The organism is Kitasatospora purpeofusca (assembly GCF_000718025.1).
GTDB lineage: Bacteria > Actinomycetota > Actinomycetes > Streptomycetales > Streptomycetaceae > Kitasatospora > Kitasatospora purpeofusca.
In genome coordinates this window covers 26331-45293 of the sequence record NZ_JODS01000041.1, presented here as the reverse complement: position 1 = coordinate 45293, position 18963 = coordinate 26331, and the positions used below count along the sequence as shown (strand labels likewise).

The 18963-nt window shown below is 76.2% G+C and carries 11 protein-coding genes and 1 pseudogene; 8 read left to right on the top strand and 4 right to left on the bottom strand.

Annotated features, from left to right (window positions below):
• Position 1 precedes the first annotated feature (1 nt).
• From IF01_RS0136640 to IF01_RS0136620, 5 genes are read left to right on the top strand one after another with little or no spacing between them, the layout of a single operon-like run.
• Positions 2–979, top strand: a complete 978-nt coding sequence (locus tag IF01_RS0136640) for an ABC transporter permease (protein WP_233290283.1) — start codon at positions 2–4, stop codon at positions 977–979.
• Positions 976–1833: an ABC transporter permease gene (locus IF01_RS0136635; RefSeq protein ID WP_030397958.1), complete on the top strand. Its 858-nt coding sequence runs from the start codon at positions 976–978 to the stop codon at positions 1831–1833. The genes IF01_RS0136640 and IF01_RS0136635 overlap by 4 nt, the downstream gene beginning before the upstream one ends.
• Entirely contained in the window at positions 1830–3695 is a 1866-nt protein-coding gene (locus IF01_RS0136630; RefSeq protein ID WP_063764397.1) for a dipeptide ABC transporter ATP-binding protein, read from the top strand. The genes IF01_RS0136635 and IF01_RS0136630 overlap by 4 nt, the downstream gene beginning before the upstream one ends.
• Positions 3692–4882, top strand: coding sequence for an acyl-CoA dehydrogenase family protein (locus IF01_RS0136625; protein ID WP_030397956.1), 1191 nt, complete (start codon positions 3692–3694; stop codon positions 4880–4882). The genes IF01_RS0136630 and IF01_RS0136625 overlap by 4 nt, the downstream gene beginning before the upstream one ends.
• Before the next feature lie 26 nt (positions 4883–4908).
• Complete coding sequence (locus tag IF01_RS0136620) at positions 4909–5946, top strand: LLM class flavin-dependent oxidoreductase (protein WP_030397955.1); 1038 nt, start codon at positions 4909–4911, stop codon at positions 5944–5946.
• Here the strand turns inward: IF01_RS0136620 and IF01_RS42865 are convergent.
• Positions 5936–8596, bottom strand: coding sequence for a BTAD domain-containing putative transcriptional regulator (locus IF01_RS42865; RefSeq protein ID WP_037782557.1), 2661 nt, complete (start codon positions 8594–8596; stop codon positions 5936–5938). The two genes, IF01_RS0136620 and IF01_RS42865, sit on opposite strands and share 11 nt — an antisense overlap.
• 12 nt (positions 8597–8608) lie before the next feature.
• On the opposite strand from IF01_RS42865, the gene IF01_RS49120 reads away from it, so the two are divergent.
• The 3 genes from IF01_RS49120 (at position 8609) to IF01_RS0136605 (ending at position 13398) form a co-directional block, all read left to right on the top strand.
• The gene (locus tag IF01_RS49120) at positions 8609–9037 is read left to right on the top strand and encodes a hypothetical protein (protein WP_167349797.1); all 429 of its coding nucleotides are present in this window, start codon (positions 8609–8611) and stop codon (positions 9035–9037) included.
• A gap of 222 nt (positions 9038–9259) precedes the next feature.
• Positions 9260–12160, top strand: a complete 2901-nt coding sequence (locus IF01_RS0136610) for a helix-turn-helix transcriptional regulator (RefSeq protein ID WP_051756912.1) — start codon at positions 9260–9262, stop codon at positions 12158–12160.
• A complete protein-coding gene (locus IF01_RS0136605) occupies positions 12157–13398 on the top strand; it encodes a 3-deoxy-7-phosphoheptulonate synthase (RefSeq protein ID WP_063764396.1) in 1242 nt (413 codons plus the stop codon). Before IF01_RS0136610 ends, IF01_RS0136605 begins: the two co-directional genes overlap by 4 nt.
• 107 nt (positions 13399–13505) lie before the next feature.
• Here the strand turns inward: IF01_RS0136605 and mhpA are convergent, their stop codons facing one another.
• The 3 genes and pseudogenes from mhpA to IF01_RS51830 form a co-directional block, all read right to left on the bottom strand.
• Positions 13506–15167 carry a bifunctional 3-(3-hydroxy-phenyl)propionate/3-hydroxycinnamic acid hydroxylase MhpA gene (gene mhpA, locus IF01_RS0136600; RefSeq protein WP_078880633.1) on the bottom strand — a complete coding sequence of 554 codons (1662 nt, stop codon included), beginning with the start codon at positions 15165–15167 and terminating at the stop codon, positions 13506–13508.
• On the bottom strand, positions 15164–15952 hold the full coding sequence (locus IF01_RS0136595; protein WP_030397950.1) for an arylamine N-acetyltransferase family protein: 789 nt from the start codon (positions 15950–15952) through the stop codon (positions 15164–15166). The genes mhpA and IF01_RS0136595 overlap by 4 nt, the downstream gene beginning before the upstream one ends.
• A 5-nt stretch (positions 15953–15957) precedes the next feature.
• A pseudogene (locus tag IF01_RS51830) lies at positions 15958–18804 on the bottom strand (type I polyketide synthase).
• Positions 18805–18963 lie beyond the last annotated feature (159 nt).

Below are 18963 nucleotides of genomic sequence, written 5' to 3'. Positions count from 1 at the left end.
GGTGTCCGACCGCGCCCGGCTCGCGCCGCGACGGCACGTGCCGCCCTGGGCCAGGTTCGTCGCCCGGCGGCTCGCGGCGGGGCTGGTGGTGGTGTGGGGGACGCTCACGGTGACGTTCTTCGCCCTCCACCTCGCCCCCGGCGACATCGTGGACGGACTGATCGGGCCGGGCGCCGCGGCAACCCCGGCCCTGCGCGGCCAGGTGATCGCCGAGAACGGCCTGGACGACCCGCTGCTCCTCCAGTACGGCCGCCAGCTCGCCCAGTTGGCAAGCGGCGGCCTCGGCTGGTCGTACCAGCTCAACGAGCCGATCGAGCGGCTGCTCGGCAGCCAGCTCGGTCCGACCGTCGAGCTGGCGGTGTCCGCGCTGGTCACCGCGCTGGTGCTGGCGGTGCTGGCGGCCGCCCTGACGGTCGGCCGGGGCCGGACGGTGCGCGGTGCCGCCGGTCTGGCCGAACTGCTGATGGTGTCGATGCCGTCGTTCTGGCTGGGCATCATCCTGCTGACGGTGTTCTCCTACCGGCTGCACGCGCTGCCCTCGATCGGGGCGGACGGGCCGGCCGCGCTGGTACTGCCGACGCTGGCGCTGGCACTGCCGCTGGCCGGAGTGCTCGCCCAGGTGATCCGCCAGGAGCTGGAGACCACCGACGGCCGCCCGTTCGTGCTGACCGCGCGCTCGCGCGGCCTGGGCGCGACGGCGGTACTGCTGCGGCACACCCTGCGGCACGCGCTGCTGCCCCTGACCACGCTGTCCGGGTTCGTGCTGGGCAGCCTGTTCGGCGGCGCGGTGCTGGTGGAGAACATCTTCACCCGGCCGGGCCTGGGCCGGGTGCTGGCCAACGCGGTCGGCTCGCGCGACCTGCCGGTGGTCAGCGCTCTTGTGGTCATCTCCAGCGCGGCGTTCGTGGTCATCAACACCCTGGTGGACGTGCTCCACCCGCTGATCGACCCCCGGCTGCGCGAGGGAGGTCCGGCATGAGCACCGTGACCGCCCTCCTCGACCGGCCGGCCGCGGCCGGCGCCCGCCGGGGCGCGCTGCTGCGCTCGCCGGCCCGGCTGGCACCGCTGGTCCTGCTGGCCGCGGTGGCGCTCGTGCTGGTCTTCCCCGGGGTGTTCGCCACCCACGCCCCCGAGGCGACGGACGTCGCGGCGGCACTGCGCCCGCCCGGTGCCGAGCACTGGCTCGGCACCGACCAGCTCGGCCGGGACGTCTGGTCGCGGCTCGTGCACGGCACCCGGCTGTCGCTGCTGATCGCGGTCGGCGCGACGGTGATCGGGGTGGGCGGCGGCGCGCTGCTCGGTCTGGTCGCCGGCTGCGGCGGACGGCAGGTGGACTTCGCCCTGATGCGGGTGGTGGACGTGCTGCTGGGCTTCCCCGAACTGCTGCTCGCGCTGGTGGTGGTGGCGCTGCTGGGCGGCGGCACGGTCAACGTGGCGATCGCCATCGGCGTCGCCGGGGTGCCCCACTACGCCCGACTGGTGCGCGGCCAGGCACGGCTGGTGCTGCGCTCGGAGTACGTGGAGGCGGCGCGGGTGCTGGGGGTGCCGGCCTGGCGGTCGGTGCTGCGGCACGTGCTGCCGAACGTCGGCGGCCCGCTGGTGGTGCTGGCCTCGATCGGGCTGGGCTCGGCCATCATCTCGGGCTCCGGGCTCAGTGTGCTCGGCCTGGGTCCGGTCCCGCCGGACGCGGACTGGGGCTCGATGGTCGCCGACGGCAAGGACTTTCTCCAGACGGCCTGGTGGATCTCGATCTCGCCGGGCCTGGCCGTCTCGGTCGTGGTGGTCTGCACCACGCTGATCGGCCGTTCGCTGCAGTCGAGGGCGGTGCGATGACGACGACGACAACGGAAGCGACCGCGGCGAAGGCGGCGGCCGGGCACACCGGCCCGTCGGTGCCGCTCGTGCGGGTGGAGGGGCTGCGGGTGTCGTTCCCCGGCGCGCCGCGGCCCGCCGTGGACGGGGTGTCGCTGGCCGTCGGCGCCGGTGAGTGTGTGGCGCTGGTCGGCGAGTCCGGCTCGGGCAAGTCCGTCACCGCCCGTTCCCTGATCGGGCTGGCGGGCGCCAGGGCCCGGGTCTCCGCCCGGACCCTGGAGGTGGCCGGGGCGGACACCGCGGGCTTCGGCGAACGGCAGTGGCGGGCGGTGCGCGGCCGGCGGGTCGCCATGGTGTTCCAGGACGCCCTGACCGCGCTGGACCCGCTGCGCACCGTCGGCGCCGAGATCGCCGAGGCGGCCCGCCTCGGCGGCACCGCCGGCCCGGACAGCGAGGCCCGGGTGGTGGAACTGCTCACGGCGGTGGGCGTGCCGGAGCCGGAGGCCCGCCGCACCCAGTACCCGCACCAGCTCTCCGGCGGGCTGCGCCAGCGCGCGCTGATCGCCTCGGCGCTGGCCGCCGACGCCCCGCTGCTGATCGCCGACGAGCCGACCACCGCGCTGGACGCGATCGTCCAGGCGCAGATCCTGGCACTGCTCGGCCGACTCAAGGACGAGGGCCGGGGACTGCTGCTGGTCAGTCACGACCTGGCGGTGGTGGCGCAGTTGGCGGACCGGGTGCTGGTGCTGCGGCGGGGCGAGGTGGTGGAGAGCGGGCCGGCCGGCCGGGTGCTGTCCGCCCCGGAGCACCCGTACACCCGGATGCTGCTGGACGCGGTGCCCTCGGGCCGCCCGCGGGCCCGTCCCGCCCAGGCCCCGCCCGGGGCAGCGGAGGCAGCGGACGCGGAGGCAGCGGACGCCGGGGCACCGGACGCGGAAGAGGCGGCCCCGGTGCTGACCGGGCGCGGGCTGGTCAAGTCCTTCGCCCCGGGCGGGCCGAGGGCCCTCGACGAGGTCGGGTTCACCCTGCGGGCGGGCGAGGCGCTGGGCGTGGTCGGCGAGTCCGGCTCGGGCAAGACCACGCTGGCGCGGGTCGCGATGGGTCTGTCCCGTCCCGACGCCGGGGAGGTGCTGCTGCACGGGCGGCCCTGGTCGGCGCTGCCGGAGCGGCGGCGCCGGGCCGGGCGCTCGGCGATCCAGTTCGTCCAGCAGGACCCGTACGCCTCGGCGGACCCCCGGTTCACCGTGGCGCGGATCATCGGCGAGGCGCTGCCCGGACTGCGGCGCGCCGAGCGGGCCCGGCGGTGCGCGGAACTCCTCGACCAGGTCGGCCTGCCGGCCGAACTGCTCTCCCGGCGGCCGCACCAGCTGTCCGGCGGTCAGCGCCAACGGGTGGCCATCGCCCGGGCGTTGGCGTGCGGTCCGCAGGTGCTGGTCTGCGACGAGCCGGTGTCGGCGCTGGACGTGTCGGTCCAGGCGCAGGTGCTGCAGCTGCTGGACCGGCTGCGGCGCGAGCGGGGCATCGCCCTGCTGTTCATCACCCACGACCTGGCCGTGGTGCGGCAGGTCGCCGACCGGGTGCTGATCATGCGCGGCGGGTCGGTGGTCGAGGAGGGCGGGACCGAGCGGATCTTCGAGGCCCCCGCCCACCCGTACACCCGGGCCCTGCTGGACGCCGTCCTGCGGCTGCCCGGCACGGAAGGCGCGGGCAGTACGGAAGGCGCGGGCAGTACGGAAGGCGCGGGCAGTACGGCAAGCACGGGCAGTACGGAAGGCCCGGGCGGGGCGCACGTCGCGGACGTCACCGGCCGCGACGCCCCGGAACAGGACACCGAACACGCCGCCGGGCAGGACGGCGAGCACGTACCGAAGTGGGAGACATGACTGACACGACGACGGACGCCGCCCCCGAGGCCGCCGAGCTGTGGCTGCGGCGGGCCGAGGAGGTCGCGGCGCGGCTCGCACCCGGCGCCGCCCGGCGCGACCGCGAGGGCACCCCGCCGGTGCGGGAGATCCAGCTGCTGAAGGACACCGGCCTGGTGACCCTGCTGGGGCCGGTCGAGCACGGCGGGGGCGGCCAGAACTGGTCCACCGCGTTCCGGGTGGTGCGCACCGTCGCGGCGGCCGACGCCTCGGTCGGCGAACTGCTGGCCCACCACTACGTGTGGGTGTCGATCGCCGAGTTCATCGGCACCGAGGAGAAGATCCAGCACATCGGCGAGGTGTCGGCCCGGGCCCGGTGGTTCTTCAGCGGGTCCTCCAAGCCCCGCTCGGCGCCCCTGGTGATCCAGGACACCGGCCTGGAGATGCTGTTCCACGGTCGGCTGGAGCGCGCCCTGGGCCACCCGGTGTCGGACATCACCATCCTGGAGGGCTTCCTGGAGGACGGTGACACCCCGATCAGCGCGCTCGCGATGAGCGAGCACGTGGGGCTGTCCTTCGAGCCCGGCGCCGAGGAGATCGGGCTGCGGTCGCTGGCGGCCGGGACCGTGGTCGCCGACGGCGCGAACATCCCGTGGACCGGGGCGCTCGGCCACGTCGACAAGACCTTCGTGCCCCGGGTCTACAACACCTTCCTCACCCCGGCCTTCCAGCTCGCCCAGGCCAACGCGCTGATCGGCGCGGCCCGGGGCGCGCTGGAGGCCGCCGCCGCCCGTGCCCGCGAGCAGTGGTCGCAGGCGCCGCTGACCGAGGCCGCCGCCGCGGACGCGGCCCGGCACCACGGCGCCCTGGCCTCCTCGCTGTGGGCGGTGGAGGCGTTCGCCGACGCCGTCGGCGCCGAGGCGGACGCCCTGCACGCCCGGCGCCGCACGGTGACCGAGGAGGAGCGCGGCCGGCACGCCGTCCGGGTCGCGGCGCTGGCCGCGCAGGCCGGCGCGGCCGCCGACGCGGTCACCGTCGGCGCGCTCGGGGCGGCCGGCCCCGGCGGCGCCGAGGCCGCGGCCGGGCTGGACCGCTACTGGCGGGACACCAGGGCGCGGCGGGTGCACGAGGACGACCCGGGGCGCGCCCGGGTGGTCGGGCGCCACCTCCTGCACGGCGAAGTCCCCCGCCCCACCTGGTACGCGTGACACCCCGAGTAAGGAGCACCCCCGCAATGAGCAGCAGTTCCCCGACCGTCCCGCTGTCCGTCCTCGACATATCGTCCGTCGACTCCGCCGGCCGCCCCGCCGACACCCTGGTCGGCACCCGTCGGCTGGTCGCGGCCGCCGACGAGCTGGGCTTCACCCGGTTCTGGGTGGCCGAGCACCACAACTCGCGCGGGATCGCCGGCTCCGTCCCGGCGGTCCTGCTGGCCGCGCTCGGCGAGCGGACCACCCGGATCCGGATCGGCGCGGGCGGGGTGATCCTGCCGAACCACCCGCCGTACGCCGTCGCGGAGTCCTTCCGGACGCTGGCCGCGCTGTTCCCCGGCCGGGTGGACCTGGGCATCGGCCGCTCGGGCGCGGACCCGGTGCTCTCCCACGCGCTGCGCCGGGCGCCCGACGAGGACTTCCCGGCGGCGCTGGAGGAACTGCTCGCCTTCGTCGACGGCGGCTTCCCGGACGGGCACGTCTACCAGCGGCTGGAGGCCCTGCCGGAGCCGCCGCAGCCGCCCCGGCCGTGGCTGCTGGGCGCCAGTGTGCGCAGCGCCGTGGACGCGGGCCGGCGCGGGCTGCCGTACGCGTTCGCGCACCACTTCTTCAACTCCCGCGGCACCGAGGAGGCGCTGCGGGCGTACCGGGAGAGCTTCCGGCCCTCGGCCCGGGCCGAGCGGCCGCACACCATCGTCACCGCCTACACGGTGTGCGGGGAGACCTCGGAGCAGGCGCGCCGGTTGGCGGCGCCGGCGCTGTTCCCGGTGCTGCGGCTGAACGGCGCCTCGCCGATCGCGCCGCTGCCCACCGTCGAGGAGGCGGCGGCGTACCCGTGGACGGAGGCCGAGCGGGCCGCCGCCGACGCGCTGCTCAGCACCCAGGCGGTCGGTGACGCCGAGGTGGTCCGCCGGGCGCTGGCGGACCTGCTGGAGCGCTCCGGCGCGGACGAGCTGATGGTGACCAACAACGTCACCGACGTCGAGGAGAAGATCCGCTCGCTGGAACGCGTGCGGGAACTCGCCCCGGCGCTGCCCGTCCCCGCCGGGGTCAGCCGGTAACGGCCGGGCGGCGGCGGTAGCGGGTGCCGAGGCTGTCGAGGATGCGGCGGTGGTGGGTGACCAGCCAGACCCGCTCGGGCTCCCCGGGCGGACAGCGGTCCAGGGCGTGGTCGAGGCAGCTGACCGCGAGCGCGTCGTCGCCCGCGGCGGCGGCCCGGGCAGACGCCCCGACCAGTGCCTCCCAGGCACGGCGCTCCATCGCCTCCACCGGGGTTCCGTCCGCGTCGGCGAGCGCGATGGCGCGGTCGTAGTGGAAGGCCAGCAGCCCGGGGCGGGGCACGTCCAGCAGGGCGGCCCAGTCGGCCGCCCGCAGATGGCGTTCGACCAGGACGCGGCCGGGCAGCTGGGCGAGCGCGACATCGCGGCTGACGGCGTACCGGAAGACGTACTCGACGTCTCCGGGCACGCCGCTGCGGCGCACCCGGCGCAGCAGTTCGCGCGACTCCAGGAGTTCCAGGCCGCGGCCGACCTCCTCGGGGTCGCGCCGGCTGACGGCGGCGACCGCGCCGCGCCACAGCGTGCCGCCGACGACGGCGGCGTCGCGCAGCACCGAGCGGGCGGTGCGGTCGAGGCCGTCGATCTGGGCGGCGGCGACGGCGAGGACGGCCGGCGGGTGGGCGGCGGCCGGGTCGGCGCCGACGTCCGCCACCCGCGCGTAGGCCTGGGCGAACAGCGGGTTGCCGTCGGCGAGGGCCGCGCGGAGGTCGTCGGCGGGCGTCGGGTGGCGGCGGCCGGCGGCGGCGCCGACCACGGTGGCGGTGGCCGCGGCGGACAGCGGCGCCACGTGCAGCAGGACCGAGCGGCGCTTGGCGCACCCCCAGGAGGGTCTGCTGTGGAGCAGTTCGGAGCGGGCGCCGGCGATCAGCAGCAGGGCGACCGGGCCGAGCCGGGCCGTGAGGTCCTCGACGAAGGAGCGGACGAAGTCGGCGGCGCGGTGGAGGTCGTCCAGGACGACCACCAGCGGGCGTTCGGCGGCCGCCTCCTCCAGGAACTGCCGCAGCGCGCCGAGGACTTCCTCCCGCGGGACGGCGCCGTCCGGCCCCTGGGCGGAGGCGGCCGGGGCGGGCAGGCCGAGGCAGGCCGCGAGCGCGGTGACGATCGGTCCGGCGGCGTCGTGCGGGAAGAGCCCCCGCACGACAGCGGTCAGCGCGGGAAGGACGACGGCCGCCGGCGCGCCGGCGCGGATGCCCGTGTAGGCGCGGACCACGCCGGCCAGTGGCTCGTAGGGGGTGTGGGCGTCGAAGGCGGGGGTGCCCGCGTGGAGCACCCGGGGCGTCGGCGGTCCGGCGCCGTCGCGCAGCGAGGCGGCGAACTCCCCGATCAGCCGGGTCTTGCCGATGCCGGGCTCGCCGAGCACCGAGACCAGGTGCGGCAGCTGCCGGCGGACGGTGTCCCGGTAGGCGCCGTGCAGCAGGTTCAGCTCGTGGGTGCGTTCCAGGAACGGCGGTTCGGCGGGGTGTCCGGACGGCCCGCGGCCGGCCGGGCGGTGGGGCGCCGGGCGGTGGACGCCGGGGACGCCGGGGACCGGGGCGAGGCCGAGGCCGGCGCCGCCCGCCTCGACGGTGGCGTCGGCGGCCCACAGTTCCCCGCGGGGGACCTGCAGCAGCAGGTGGTGGCAGGCGTCCAGGACCTGGCCGGTGACCTCCACGGGCTCGGGCGCGCTGTCGTCGTAGGTGACCACCACCTCGCCGGTGCCGACCACGAGGTGGGTGACCGGCCGGGCGGCGGTGGCCGCGCCGGCGGACGCCGGTCCGGGCGTCTCGAAGTGGCGGCGCAGGGCGAGGGCGGCGCGCAGGGCCCGCTCGGCGTCGTCCTCGTGGGCCCGGGGGACGCCGAAGACGACCAGCCACACCGAGCCGAAGGCGCGGCGCACGTGTCCGCCGAAGGGCGCCGTCTCGCGCCGGATGTCGGCGGTCAGCTCCTTGATGGCGTGGTCGACGCGCTCGGGGGCGAGGGCGCCGCCGTCGGCCGTCCACCGGGCGCGGACCATGACGACGCTCGCCGGGCGCCGCTCGACCCGTTCCCAGGACGCGCGGAGGGCGTGCTCGGCGGCCGGGGCGCCGGTGGTCCCGACGCGTCCGGCGGCACGGTCGTCGGCGTGCGCGGGCGCGGGCGCGGCGGGTGCCGGCCGGGGGCGCGGCGGCTGCGGGGCGGCCGGCCCGGGTCCCGGTCCGGCCGGGGACGGGAAGTCCGCCGCGCCGCCAGGGGCGGCGGTGAGCCGCAGCGCCAGGGCGGGGTCGTGGCTGAGGATCGCGCGCTGGAGGCGGCGCAGGTCGCGGCCCGGCTCCAGGCCGAAGCGGTCGGCGAGCAGGTCCCGGGTGCGCCGGTAGCGGTCCAGTGCCTCGGACTGGCGCCCGCAGTTGTAGAGGACGACCATCAGTTGGGCGACCAGGCGTTCCCGGGTCGGCTCGGCCTCCAGCAGGGACTCCAGTTCGCCGATCAGCTCGCGGTCCCGCCCCATCGCCAACTCGGCCTGGATGCAGTCCTCGTGGACGGCGAGCCGGATCCCCTGGAGGGCGGCCAGCTCGGGCCAGGTGAGCCCGGCGTCGCTCACGTCGGCGAGCACCGGGCCGCGCCACAGTCCGAGGGCGCGGCGCAGCAGTTCCGAGGCCTGCGTCCAGTCGCCGGCCGCCAGTCGGGCCCGGCCCATTGTGACAAGCTCATGAAATTCCGTGAGATCGAGCTGTTCCGGCTCGATTCTGAGCATGTATCCGGGCACAGTGGTATTCAGCGCGGCCTTGCTGTCCGCCGGCTCCCCGACCGCCTGGAATGCGCGGCGCAGCCCGGCCACCGAGTTCTGCACCATTTTCCGCGCCGTGGACGGACGGTCGTCGCCCCAGAGTGCGGCGACTATCTCGTTGATACTCACCACGCTATTCGCGCGGAGCAGGAGAACACCGAGCAGGGCCCTCTGCTGCAGGCCGCGAATGGGCACGTCGGTGCCGTCCGAGAGCACTTCGAGCGGCCCCAGAACGTTGAATCGCACCCCTACCCCCTCGATTCCCTGCGATTCCAGAAGATGCCATTCCGAATGTGCCCGATGGTACATCAGGTCGACCCGGGCCTTCCATTGACTGCCCATCAATTCTGATCCGCGATACCACCGGCAACCCCCCCGACGGTTATCCCCGCGGCAATGCACCGCCACCGCCCGGCGGCAGTGGCCCGCCCATGGGCGGTCAGTTCCCGGGCGATGGGCGGGGTTTCCCCATGATGGGGTTCCACCGGGAGCGGGCGGCCGTCGCCACCGCCCCGGGGAGCCGCCGGGGACCGGCGGCCGGACGCCTACAAGAGACGAGGTCGGGGGTACCCGGTGCCTTCCCTGCTGGAACGTGACGCGCACATCGACAGACTCGACCACCTGCTCGCCGACTGTCTCGGCCGCGCGGGCCGGGTGGCACTGGTCGACGGACCCCTCGGCAGCGGCAAGAGCGAGCTGCTGCGGGTGTTCGCCGCCCGGGCCGCCGAACGCGGAGTCCTGGTCGTGAGCGCGAGCTGTTCCGCCCAGGAGCGGGACCTGCCCTTCGGCATCGCCGACCGGATCGCCCACTCCCCCGGCTGGCCCGCCGGGCACGCCGAGCGGCTGGCCGCACTGGCCGACCCGGCCCTCCTCGCCGACCCGGCCGACAGTGCCGACGGCACCGCGCTCAACGGCACCGGCTTCAACGGCAGCGCACTCAACGGCAGCACCGGCTTCAACGGCACCGCCCTCAACGGCGGCGGCGCGGCCGCCGACCCGACCGGCCCGCCGTCGCCCGCGCTGCTGCGCGCCTGCCGCGACCTGACCACCGCGCTGCTCGCGGCCGCCGCCGACACCCCGGTACTGCTCTGCGTCGAGGACATCGGCCACGCCGACGAGGCGTCCCTGCACTTCCTGCGCCACCTCGTGCGCCACCTGCCGCAGAGCCGGGTCCTGCTGGTCCTCACCGACGGCAGCACCCCGTGGCCCGCGCGGCGCCGGCTGCACGCCGAACTGCTGCGCCACCCGCACGCCCACCGCCTCGCGCTGGCCCCGCTGTCCCGGGCCGGCGCGCTGCGCCTGGTCACCGAGGGCCTGGGCGAGGAGGACGCCCGGCACCGCGGCCCCGGACTGGTGGACGTGGCCGGCGGCAACCCGCTGCTGCTGCACGCCCTCGTCGACGAGCACCTCGACCGCGCCGACGAGCCCGAACCGCGCTACGGCCCGGCCCTGCTGAGCTGCCTCCACCGAGCCGGCCCCGGCGTGCTGCGGGTCGTCCAGGCCCAGGCCGTGCTCGGCGAGGAGGCCCCGGCCGAGGACGTGGCCAGGCTGCTGGGCGAGCGGGAGAGCGCCGAAGCGGTCGCCCGGGTCCGCGCCGCGCTCACCGCCGCCGGACTGCTGGACGGCGAGGGACGGCTGCGCACCGCGGCCGCCGGCACCGCCGTCCTGGAGGATCTCGCCCCGCACGAGCGCACCGAACTGCGGCTGCGGGCCGCCCAGCTGGCCCACGAGAGCGGCAGCCCCGCCGCCGAGGTGGCCCGGCACCTGGTCGAGGCCGGGCGGGCACCCGCGCCCTGGGCGGTCGCGGCGCTGACCGGGGCGGCCGAGCACGCCCTGCTCGACCACCGCCACCGCACCGCCGTCGCCTGCCTGCAACTGGCCCACAAGGAGGCCGCCGAGGAGAACGACCGGGCGGTGCTCCGGCACCGGCTGGCGCAGGCCGAGTGGCAGCTCAACCCCTCGGCGGCGGCCCGGCACCTGGTGCCGCTCACCGCCGCGGTCCGGGCCGGGCACCTCGGGCTCGCCGAGGCGCTCGTCCTCGTCCGGTACCTGCTGTGGCACGGCCGCGGCGAGGAGGCGGTGGGTGTACTGGACCTGCTGCGCGCCCGGACCGGACCGGCCTCCCCCGCCGGGACCGGCGCGCTGCGCGACGTCGAGACCTGGCTCGCCTACACCCACCCCGGCCTGGCCCGGGGCCGCCGCGTCCCGGCGCTGCCCGCCGACCTGCGGCACGCGGTCGCCCCGGACGTCGACCCGCAGCTGCGGGCCGCCGCCGCGCTCGCCGGGGCGCTCACCCGGGGACGGGCCGCGGAGGCCGTCGACCGCGCCCTGCAGGTGCTGCACGACGCCCACCTGCACGGCCGCACCCCGTGGGCCGAGGAGGCCGCGCTGCTCGCGCTGCGGGTGCTGCTCGAAGCCGGGCGCGCCGACACCGCGGCGGTCTGGAGCCAACGGCTGCTCGGCACCGCCGCGCGCCGCGGGATCCCGACCGCGACGGCCCTGTACTCGGCGGCGCACGCCGAGGCGGCCCTGCGGCTGGGCGAGCCGACCACCGCGGCCGAGCACAGCCGGGCCGCGCTGACCCACCTCAGCCCCACCGCCTGGGGCATCGCGGTGGGCCTGCCGCTGGGCACGCTGATCGTCGCCGAGAGCCGTACGGGCGAGCACCGCTCGGCGGCCAAGCACCTCACCCACGCGGTCGGCGAGGCGATGTTCCAGAGCCTGTACGGGCTGCACTACCTGTTCGCCCGCGGCGAGCACTATCTGGCGACCCGGCACGGCCACGCGGCACTCGCCGACTTCCTGTCCTGCGGCGAACTGCTGCGCACCTGGGGCCTGGACGGCGCGGGAGTGGTGCCCTGGCGCACCCAGGCCGCCGACGCCTGGCTGCGGCTGGACAACCGGGACCGCGCCTGGCGGCTGATCCACGAACAGCTCAGCCGGGCCGACGCCGACCTGCCGCACAACCGCGGCCCGGCGCTGCGGCTGCTGGCCGCGGCCGGGCCGGCCGGACGGCGCGGCCCCCTGCTCACCGAGGCCGTCGACCTCACCGAGGCCTCCGGCGACCGCTACGAGCAGGTGCGGGTGCTCACCGACCTGAGCCGGGTGCACCAGAGCACCGGCAACAAGCGCCGGGCCCGGCTGCTGCTGCGCCAGGCCCTGCACATGGCGAACATGTGCGCCCTGAGACCGCTCGCCCAGGAACTGCTGTCGGTCTCGGCGGACCTCGGCGAGAGCGGCCCGGCCGCCGACGAGGCACCGGAGCCGGGCGGGGCCGGCGCGCTCACCGAGTCCGAGCGCCGGGTCGCCTCGCTCGCCGTACTCGGCTACACCAACCGCGAGATCGCCGGACGCCTGTACGTCACGGCGAGCACCGTGGAACAGCACCTCACCCGGGTCTACCGCAAGCTCGGGGTACGCCGACGCAAGGATCTGCCGGCCGATCTGCGGGCCGGCCTGAGGAAGACGGGATGACCACTCCGATGACCACGCCGACCGCCACGACCCCGCCGGTGCACGACGGCACCGAGCCCGAACTCGCCCGGGCCCTGGCGGGCCTGACCGCCGGCCAGCAACCGCAGTGGCCCGACCGGGAACGGGTGCGCGAGGTGCGCGCCGCACTCGGCGCCCTGCCGCCCCTGGTGGAGCCCGCCGCCGTGGACCGGCTCCGGGAGCGTCTGGCCGAGGCCGCGCTCGGCCGGGCCCTGGTCGTCCAGGGCGGGGACTGCGCCGAGACCTTCGCCGGCAACACCCCCGAGCACGTACGCGCCAACCTGCACGCCCTGCTGCACTGCGCGACCCTGTTCGAGGTCGCCTCCGGCCTGCCGGTGGTACCGGTCGGACGCGTCGCCGGGCAGTACGCCAAGCCTCGCTCCAGTCCGACGGGCCCGGACGGGCTGCCCTCCTACCGGGGCGACATCGTCAACGGCCTCGCCGCGACGGCCGAGGCCCGCACCCCGGACCCGCGGCGGATGCTCACCGCGTACGACGGCGCCGGGGCCGCGCTCGACGTGCTGGACTCGGTGGCCGCGACGACCCGCAGCGAACTGTTCGCCGGTCACGAGGCCCTGCTGCTCGACTACGAGGTGCCGCTGGTGCGCGACGGGTACGCGCTGTCCGGCCACTTCCTGTGGATCGGCGAGCGGACCCGCGAGCTCGACGGCGCGCACGTCGCCCTGGCCCGCCGGATCGCCAACCCGCTGGGCCTCAAGCTGGGCCCGTCCACCACCCCGGAGCAGGCCGTCGCCTACGCCGGGGCGCTGGACCCGGACCGCGTCCCCGGCCGGCTGACGCTGATCAGCCGGATGGGCGCGGACCGGGTGTCCGACGTGCTGCCTCCGCTGGTGGAGGCGGTGGCGGACGCGGGGCACCCGGTGGTCTGGCTCTGCGACCCGATGCACGGCAACACCGAGACGGCGGCCGGCGGGCTGAAGCCCCGCCGCTTCGACCGGATCGCCGCCGAGGTGAGCGGCTACTTCGCCGTGCACCGGGCGCTCGGCAGCCACCCCGGCGGCCTGCACCTGGAACTGACCGGCGACGACGTGACCGAGTGCCTCGGCGGTCGGGAGGACCTGCGCGAGGAGCAGCTCCCCGAGCGCTACCTGACCGGCTGCGACCCGCGGCTGAACGGGCGCCAGACCCTCGACCTGGCACGCGTCGTGGCGGAGATCCTGCTGGATCACTCCGCCCGGCGGGCACCCGCGGCGGTCTGAGGACCGCCCACCAGGACCGACGGCCCGCTCCCTCTTCGCGGAGGGGAGCGGGCCGTCAGCACGTGCGAAGGCAGGGACGGGGAGGGGCGGGGCGGGCCGGCGGGCCGTCAGGCCGCGAGGTCGGTGCGGAGCGCCTCGAGGAGCGCGGCCAGCTCCGTCCGGTCCTTCGCCGCGCCGTAGACGTAGAAGTCGGGCCGGACCAGCACCGCGACCGACCCGCTCTCGGCCAGGTACGGCAGGTACACCCCGTCGGTGTCACCCACCGCACCCGGCGGGGGCTCCTCCTCGCCGGCCGCGAGCACCCGCACCGCGTGGCCGCCGAGGCCGGCCAGCCAGGCGCGGTCCCCGGCGGTGAGCAGACTCTCCGGCGGCTCGGTGGTGAGCAGCACGAAGCCGCGCCCCACCACGTCGTCGAAGAGCCCGGCGGACCCGCCGGCCGCCGTCACGCGCCCCTGGACGACCAGGTCACCGGCCGGGCCGCCGCCGTGCCGCAGGCCCGCCGTGAGCGGCTGGACCGGGGTGCGCGGCCGGGCCGCGCCGACCGCCGCGCCGCGCCGGGCGCGCTCCTGGGCGGCCAGCATGACGGTGTCCCGGTCGCGGGCCGCGGCCGGGTCGGCCTGGCAGATGACCCGGCCCAGGTCCATCGACATGGTGAGCGCGTGCCGCACGTGCTCGCGCCGCTCGGCGGTGTAGCTGTCGAGCAGCCCTTCGGTAGCCCGGCCGGTGAGCACCAGGTCCAGCTTCCAGGCGAGGTTCGCGGCGTCCCGGAAGCCGGAGCACATGCCCTGCCCGGCGAACGGCGGCATCAGATGGGCGGCGTCCCCGGCGATCAGCACCCGGCCGCGCCGCCACTGGTCCGCGTAGCGCGCCTGGAAGGTGTAGACGGCGTGCCGCAGCAGGGTGGCGTTGCCGGGGTCGATGTCGAACAGCGAGAGCAGCTTCCAGACGTTGGCCTCGCCGCCGAACTCCTCGGGCGACTCGTGGTCGAGCCGCATGAACTCCCAGCGCCGGTGGCCCGGCCCCGCGGAGACGGCGGTGCGCGGCCGGGCCGGGTCGCAGACCTGGAGGTTGTTCGGGACGAACTCCCGGCCGTCGTGCGGGACGACGTCGCAGGTCAGCCAGTCGTTGAAGAACGCGAAGTCGGTGGCGGTCAGCCCGGCCTCCTCGCGCACCACGCTGTTGGCGCCGTCGCAGCCGATCACCCAGCGGGCGGAGAGCGGGCCGCCCGACGGGCCGGTGGTCGGTCCTTCGACCGTGAGCGTGACCGCGTCGCCGCGGTCGGCGAGCGCCGTCACCCGGTGACCGCGCAGGACGCGCAGCGTGGGGTAGCGCTCGCCGTGGGCGGCCAGCGCGGCCTCCAGGCCCGGCTGGTAGACGGCGCTGGAGTCGGGCCAGCCGGAGCGGCCGGCGTCCTCGACGTCCACCCGGAAGAGGGTCTGTCCGTCGGCGTTGTGCCAGACGTAGTCCCGGGAGGACTCGACGTGCTCCTCCAGGGCCGCGCCCACGCCGGTGGCGGCGAGGATGCGGGCGGACTCGCCGTCGAAGGAGACCGCCCTCGGCATCGGGTAGGGCCGGGGGAAGCGCTCCAGGACGGTGACCCGGTGGCCCCGGGAGGCCAGCAGCAGGGCGGCGGTCTGGCCGACCGGCCCGTAGCCGACGATGGCGATGTCGGTGTCGGTGTCGGGGCCGTAGCCCGCGCCGTCGGTGTCGGTGTCGGTGGCCGCGTCGGTGGCCGCGTCGGTGGTGGTGGAGTGGACGGGTGCGCTCATGCGGTGGCCGCGTCCTTCCGCAGGATCTCGGCGAGCACCCGGGCGTGCTCCTCCGGGTCGGCGAGGCCGCGCAGCCGCTCGGTGCCGTCCTCGACGACGACCAGGCGGGTGCCGATCAGGATCCGCTGGCCGCCCTCGAAGGCCCGGCCGCGCACGACGATGCCGGAGCCGGCCAGGGCCCGGGCGAACCGGTCCAGCTCCGGCGAGGGGACCAGCCAGTCCGCGAAGGCTCGCGGCTGCGCGTGGAACCGGTAGACGGCACGCCAGTCGCCGACCCGGCCCCGGCGCTGCACCACGTGGTGGCCGGTGTCCGCGCGCACGACGCGGAAGTCGGTGCCGAACTGCGGCTGCACCTCCTCGGGCACCACCCGCAGCGGCTCCAGGTAGGACGGGCCGACGAAGCCGACGTCGACCAGCCAGAGGTCGCCGTCCAGCCGGACGAAGCCGAGGACGTGCTCCAGGTCCGGCCCGAAGCTGTCGTCCACCTGGCGGATCCCGGCCGAGAACAGCCCGGTCTCGTAGCCGAGTTCGCGCAGCAGCGCGAGGAAGAGCCCGTTCAGTTCGTAGCAGACGCCGCCCCGGCCGCCGAGCACGACGGCGTCGAACACGGCGTCGATGTCGATGTCCACGCCCGCCCACAGCGACTCGCCGCGGGCGGTGTTGAGCGAGGAGTCGTACGGGATCGCGATCAGGTGGCGCCGGTGCAGCTCGCGCAGGGTGTCGGCGGTGGGGTCGAGCGGGCCGTCGTAGTCGAGGGCCTTGAGGTAGGCGGTGGTGTCGAACACGGCGGTCACTTCCCTTCGGTCCGCTGCTCGGCGGGCACGGTCTCGGCGGCTCCGGTCTCGGCGGCTCCGGTGTCGCCGGGCGCGGTCCCGTCGGCGCCGGTCTCGTCGAGCAGGGAGAGGAGGTGGCCGGCGAGCCGCTCCGGGGTGGGCTGGTCGAAGGCGAGCAGGGCGGGCAGTTCGAGCCCGGTGACGTTCTGGAGGCGGTTGCGCAGTTCGACGGCGGTCAGCGAGACGAAGCCGATGTCGAAGAAGACGGCGTCCGCCCCGATCTCTCCGGTGTCCTCGTGCCCGAGGACGGCCGCGACCTCCGTGCGGATCACCTCGACCAGCACGGCCGGGCGCTCCCCCGGGTCGGCCTCCGCCAGTCGGCGGGCGAGGACGGCGCCGGGCGCCTCCTCGACGACGGTGTCGGGCTCGGTCTCGGTGGCCATCGGGGAATCTCCTGCGGGGGTGGTTGTCACGGGCACCGACTCCAGCCAGTAGTGCCGGTGTTGGAAGGGGTAGGTAGGAAGTTCGGAGGCGGGCAGGGTGCCGGCGCCCGCGTAGGAGGCCGACCAGTCGACCTCCACGCCGCGGACGTGCAGCGCAGCGGCCGAGAGCAGGACGCGGTCCCAGCCGCCCTCGTCGCGCCGCAGGGTGCCGGTGACGGCCGCGTCGCGCACGGAGGCCGCCTCCAGGGCCTCGACGATGCCGTGCGCGAGCACGGGGTGGGCGCTGACCTCGACGAACGCCCGGTACTCGGCGGCGGCGAGGGTCTCGACGGCGTCGGCGAAGCGCACGGTCTGGCGCAGGTTGCGGTACCAGTAGCCCGCGTCCAGCTCCGGACCCTCCAGCCACCGGTTCTCGACCGTCGACAGGAACGGGACGACAGCCGGCTGCGGCTTCACCGAACCCAGCAGCTCGGCGAGTTCGGCTTCTATGGACTCCACGTGCGAGGAGTGCGAGGCGTAGTCCACCGGGATCCGGCGCACCCGAACACCCTGTTCCTCGTACGCGGTCACGAGGGTGTCGAGACCGGCCGGGTCACCGGCGACCACGACCGAGGTGGGGCCGTTCACGGCCGCGACCTCGACCCCGGCGGGGAGCCGGTCGGCCACCCGGGCGAGCGGCAGCCCGAGCGACACCATGCCGCCGCGTCCACGTTCACCGCGAACGACACCGGCTGCACCACGTCCACGCGGTCCAGCGAGGCGGCCCCCGGCACCTGGTTCACCACATCCAGCAACGACCAGTCGACATAAGGCTCCAAGGCCTTGCCGACCTCACCGAGAGCCTCGGCGAACACCACCGACTCGGCCAGCAGCCGCCGACCCATCCCCGCCCACTGCGAACCCTGACCCGGGAAGACGAGGACGGTCTGCCCGGCGACGTCCGCCGTGCCGGCGACCAGGGCGGGCGAGGCGGCGTCGCCCGCGAGCGCGGCCAGGCCGGTGCGGTGACCGTCGAGCGCGTCCGCCACCACGACGGCACGGTGCGCCAGCAGTGTCCGGGACTCGGCCAGCGCCCGGGCCGCGTCGGCGGGTGCCGGGCCGCGCGCCTCGGTGTAGTCGAGCAGCCGCTCCGCCTGGGCGCGCAGGGCACCGGCGGAAGCGGCGGACAGCAGCCAGGGGACGGCGACGGCCTCGGGGGCGGCGGGCTCGACAGCGGGCTCGGCGACGGGCTCGGCGGCGGGTGTCCGAGGCTCCGCGGCGGGCGCCTCCTCCAGGATGACGTGGGCGTTGGTGCCACTCACCCCGAAGGCCGACACCGCCGCCCGGCGCGGGCGGTCGACCGCCGGCCACGGCCGGGCCTCCGTCAGTGTTGGACTTCAACGAGCCCAGCCAGAGCGGCTGTTCGGCCGGACGGCCCTGCCCGTAGGTGGCCAGCACCGCCTGCGCCTCGATCGGGTCGCCCAGCGGGGTGCCGGTGCCGTGCGCCTCGACGGCGTCGACGTCGGCCGCCGTCAGTCGGGCGTTGGCGAGCGCGGCCCGGATCACCCGCTGCTGGGCGGGGCCGTTGGGCGCGGTGAGGCCGTTGGACGCGCCGTCCTGGTTGACGGCCGAACCCCGGACCACGGCCAGCACCTCGTGCCCCAGGCGCCGGGCGTCCGACAGGCGCTCCAGGACGAGGACCGCCACGCCCTCCGCCCAGCCGGTGCCGTCGGCGGCGTCCGCGAAGGCCTTGCAGCGCCCGTCGGTCGCCAGGCCGCGCTGCCGGGAGAACTCGACGAACGGCGAGGGCTGGGACATCACCGCGACACCGCCGGCCAGCGCGAGCGTCGACTCACCGCCGCGCAGCGACTGGGCGGCCAGGTGGACGGCGACCAGCGAGGAGGAGCAGGCGGTGTCGACGGTGATCGCGGGCCCCTCCAGGCCGAGGGCGTAGGAGACCCGGCCCGAGGCCACCGAGCCGGAGGTGCCGGTGGCGAGGAAGCCTTCGAGTCCGGCGGGCACGTTGCGCAGACCGGTGGCGTAGTCGTGGTACATGACGCCGGAGAACACACCGACCGCTGTGCCGCGCAGGCCCGCCGGGTCCAGGCCGGCCCGCTCCAGGGCCTCCCAGGAGGTCTCCAGCAGCAGCCGCTGCTGCGGGTCCATGGCGAGCGCCTCGCGCGGCGAGATCCCGAAGAAGGCGGCGTCGAAGTCGGCGGCGCCGTGCAGGAATCCGCCCTCGCGGACGTAGGAGCGGCCGGCCCGGTCCGGGTCGGGGTCGAAGAGTCCGTCGAGGTCCCAGCCGCGGTCCTCGGGGAACTCGCCCACGCCGTCGCGTCCGTCGGCGACCAGCTGCCACAGGTCGGCCGGGGAGGCGACCTCGCCCGGCAGTCGGCAGGCCATCCCGACGATGGCGATCGGCTCCCCGGCCGCCGCCTCCAACGCGGCCTTCTCGTAGGCGAGTTGTTCGTTGTCCTGGAGCGCGGCCCGCAGTGCCGCGACCAGCCTCGCCGTCTGGTCGTCGGCGGCCGCGCCGTCGTTGATGGTGGTCATGTCAGCCTTTCGAGGGGGGTGTGCCGGGCGCGGGTCGATGAGCGCGGT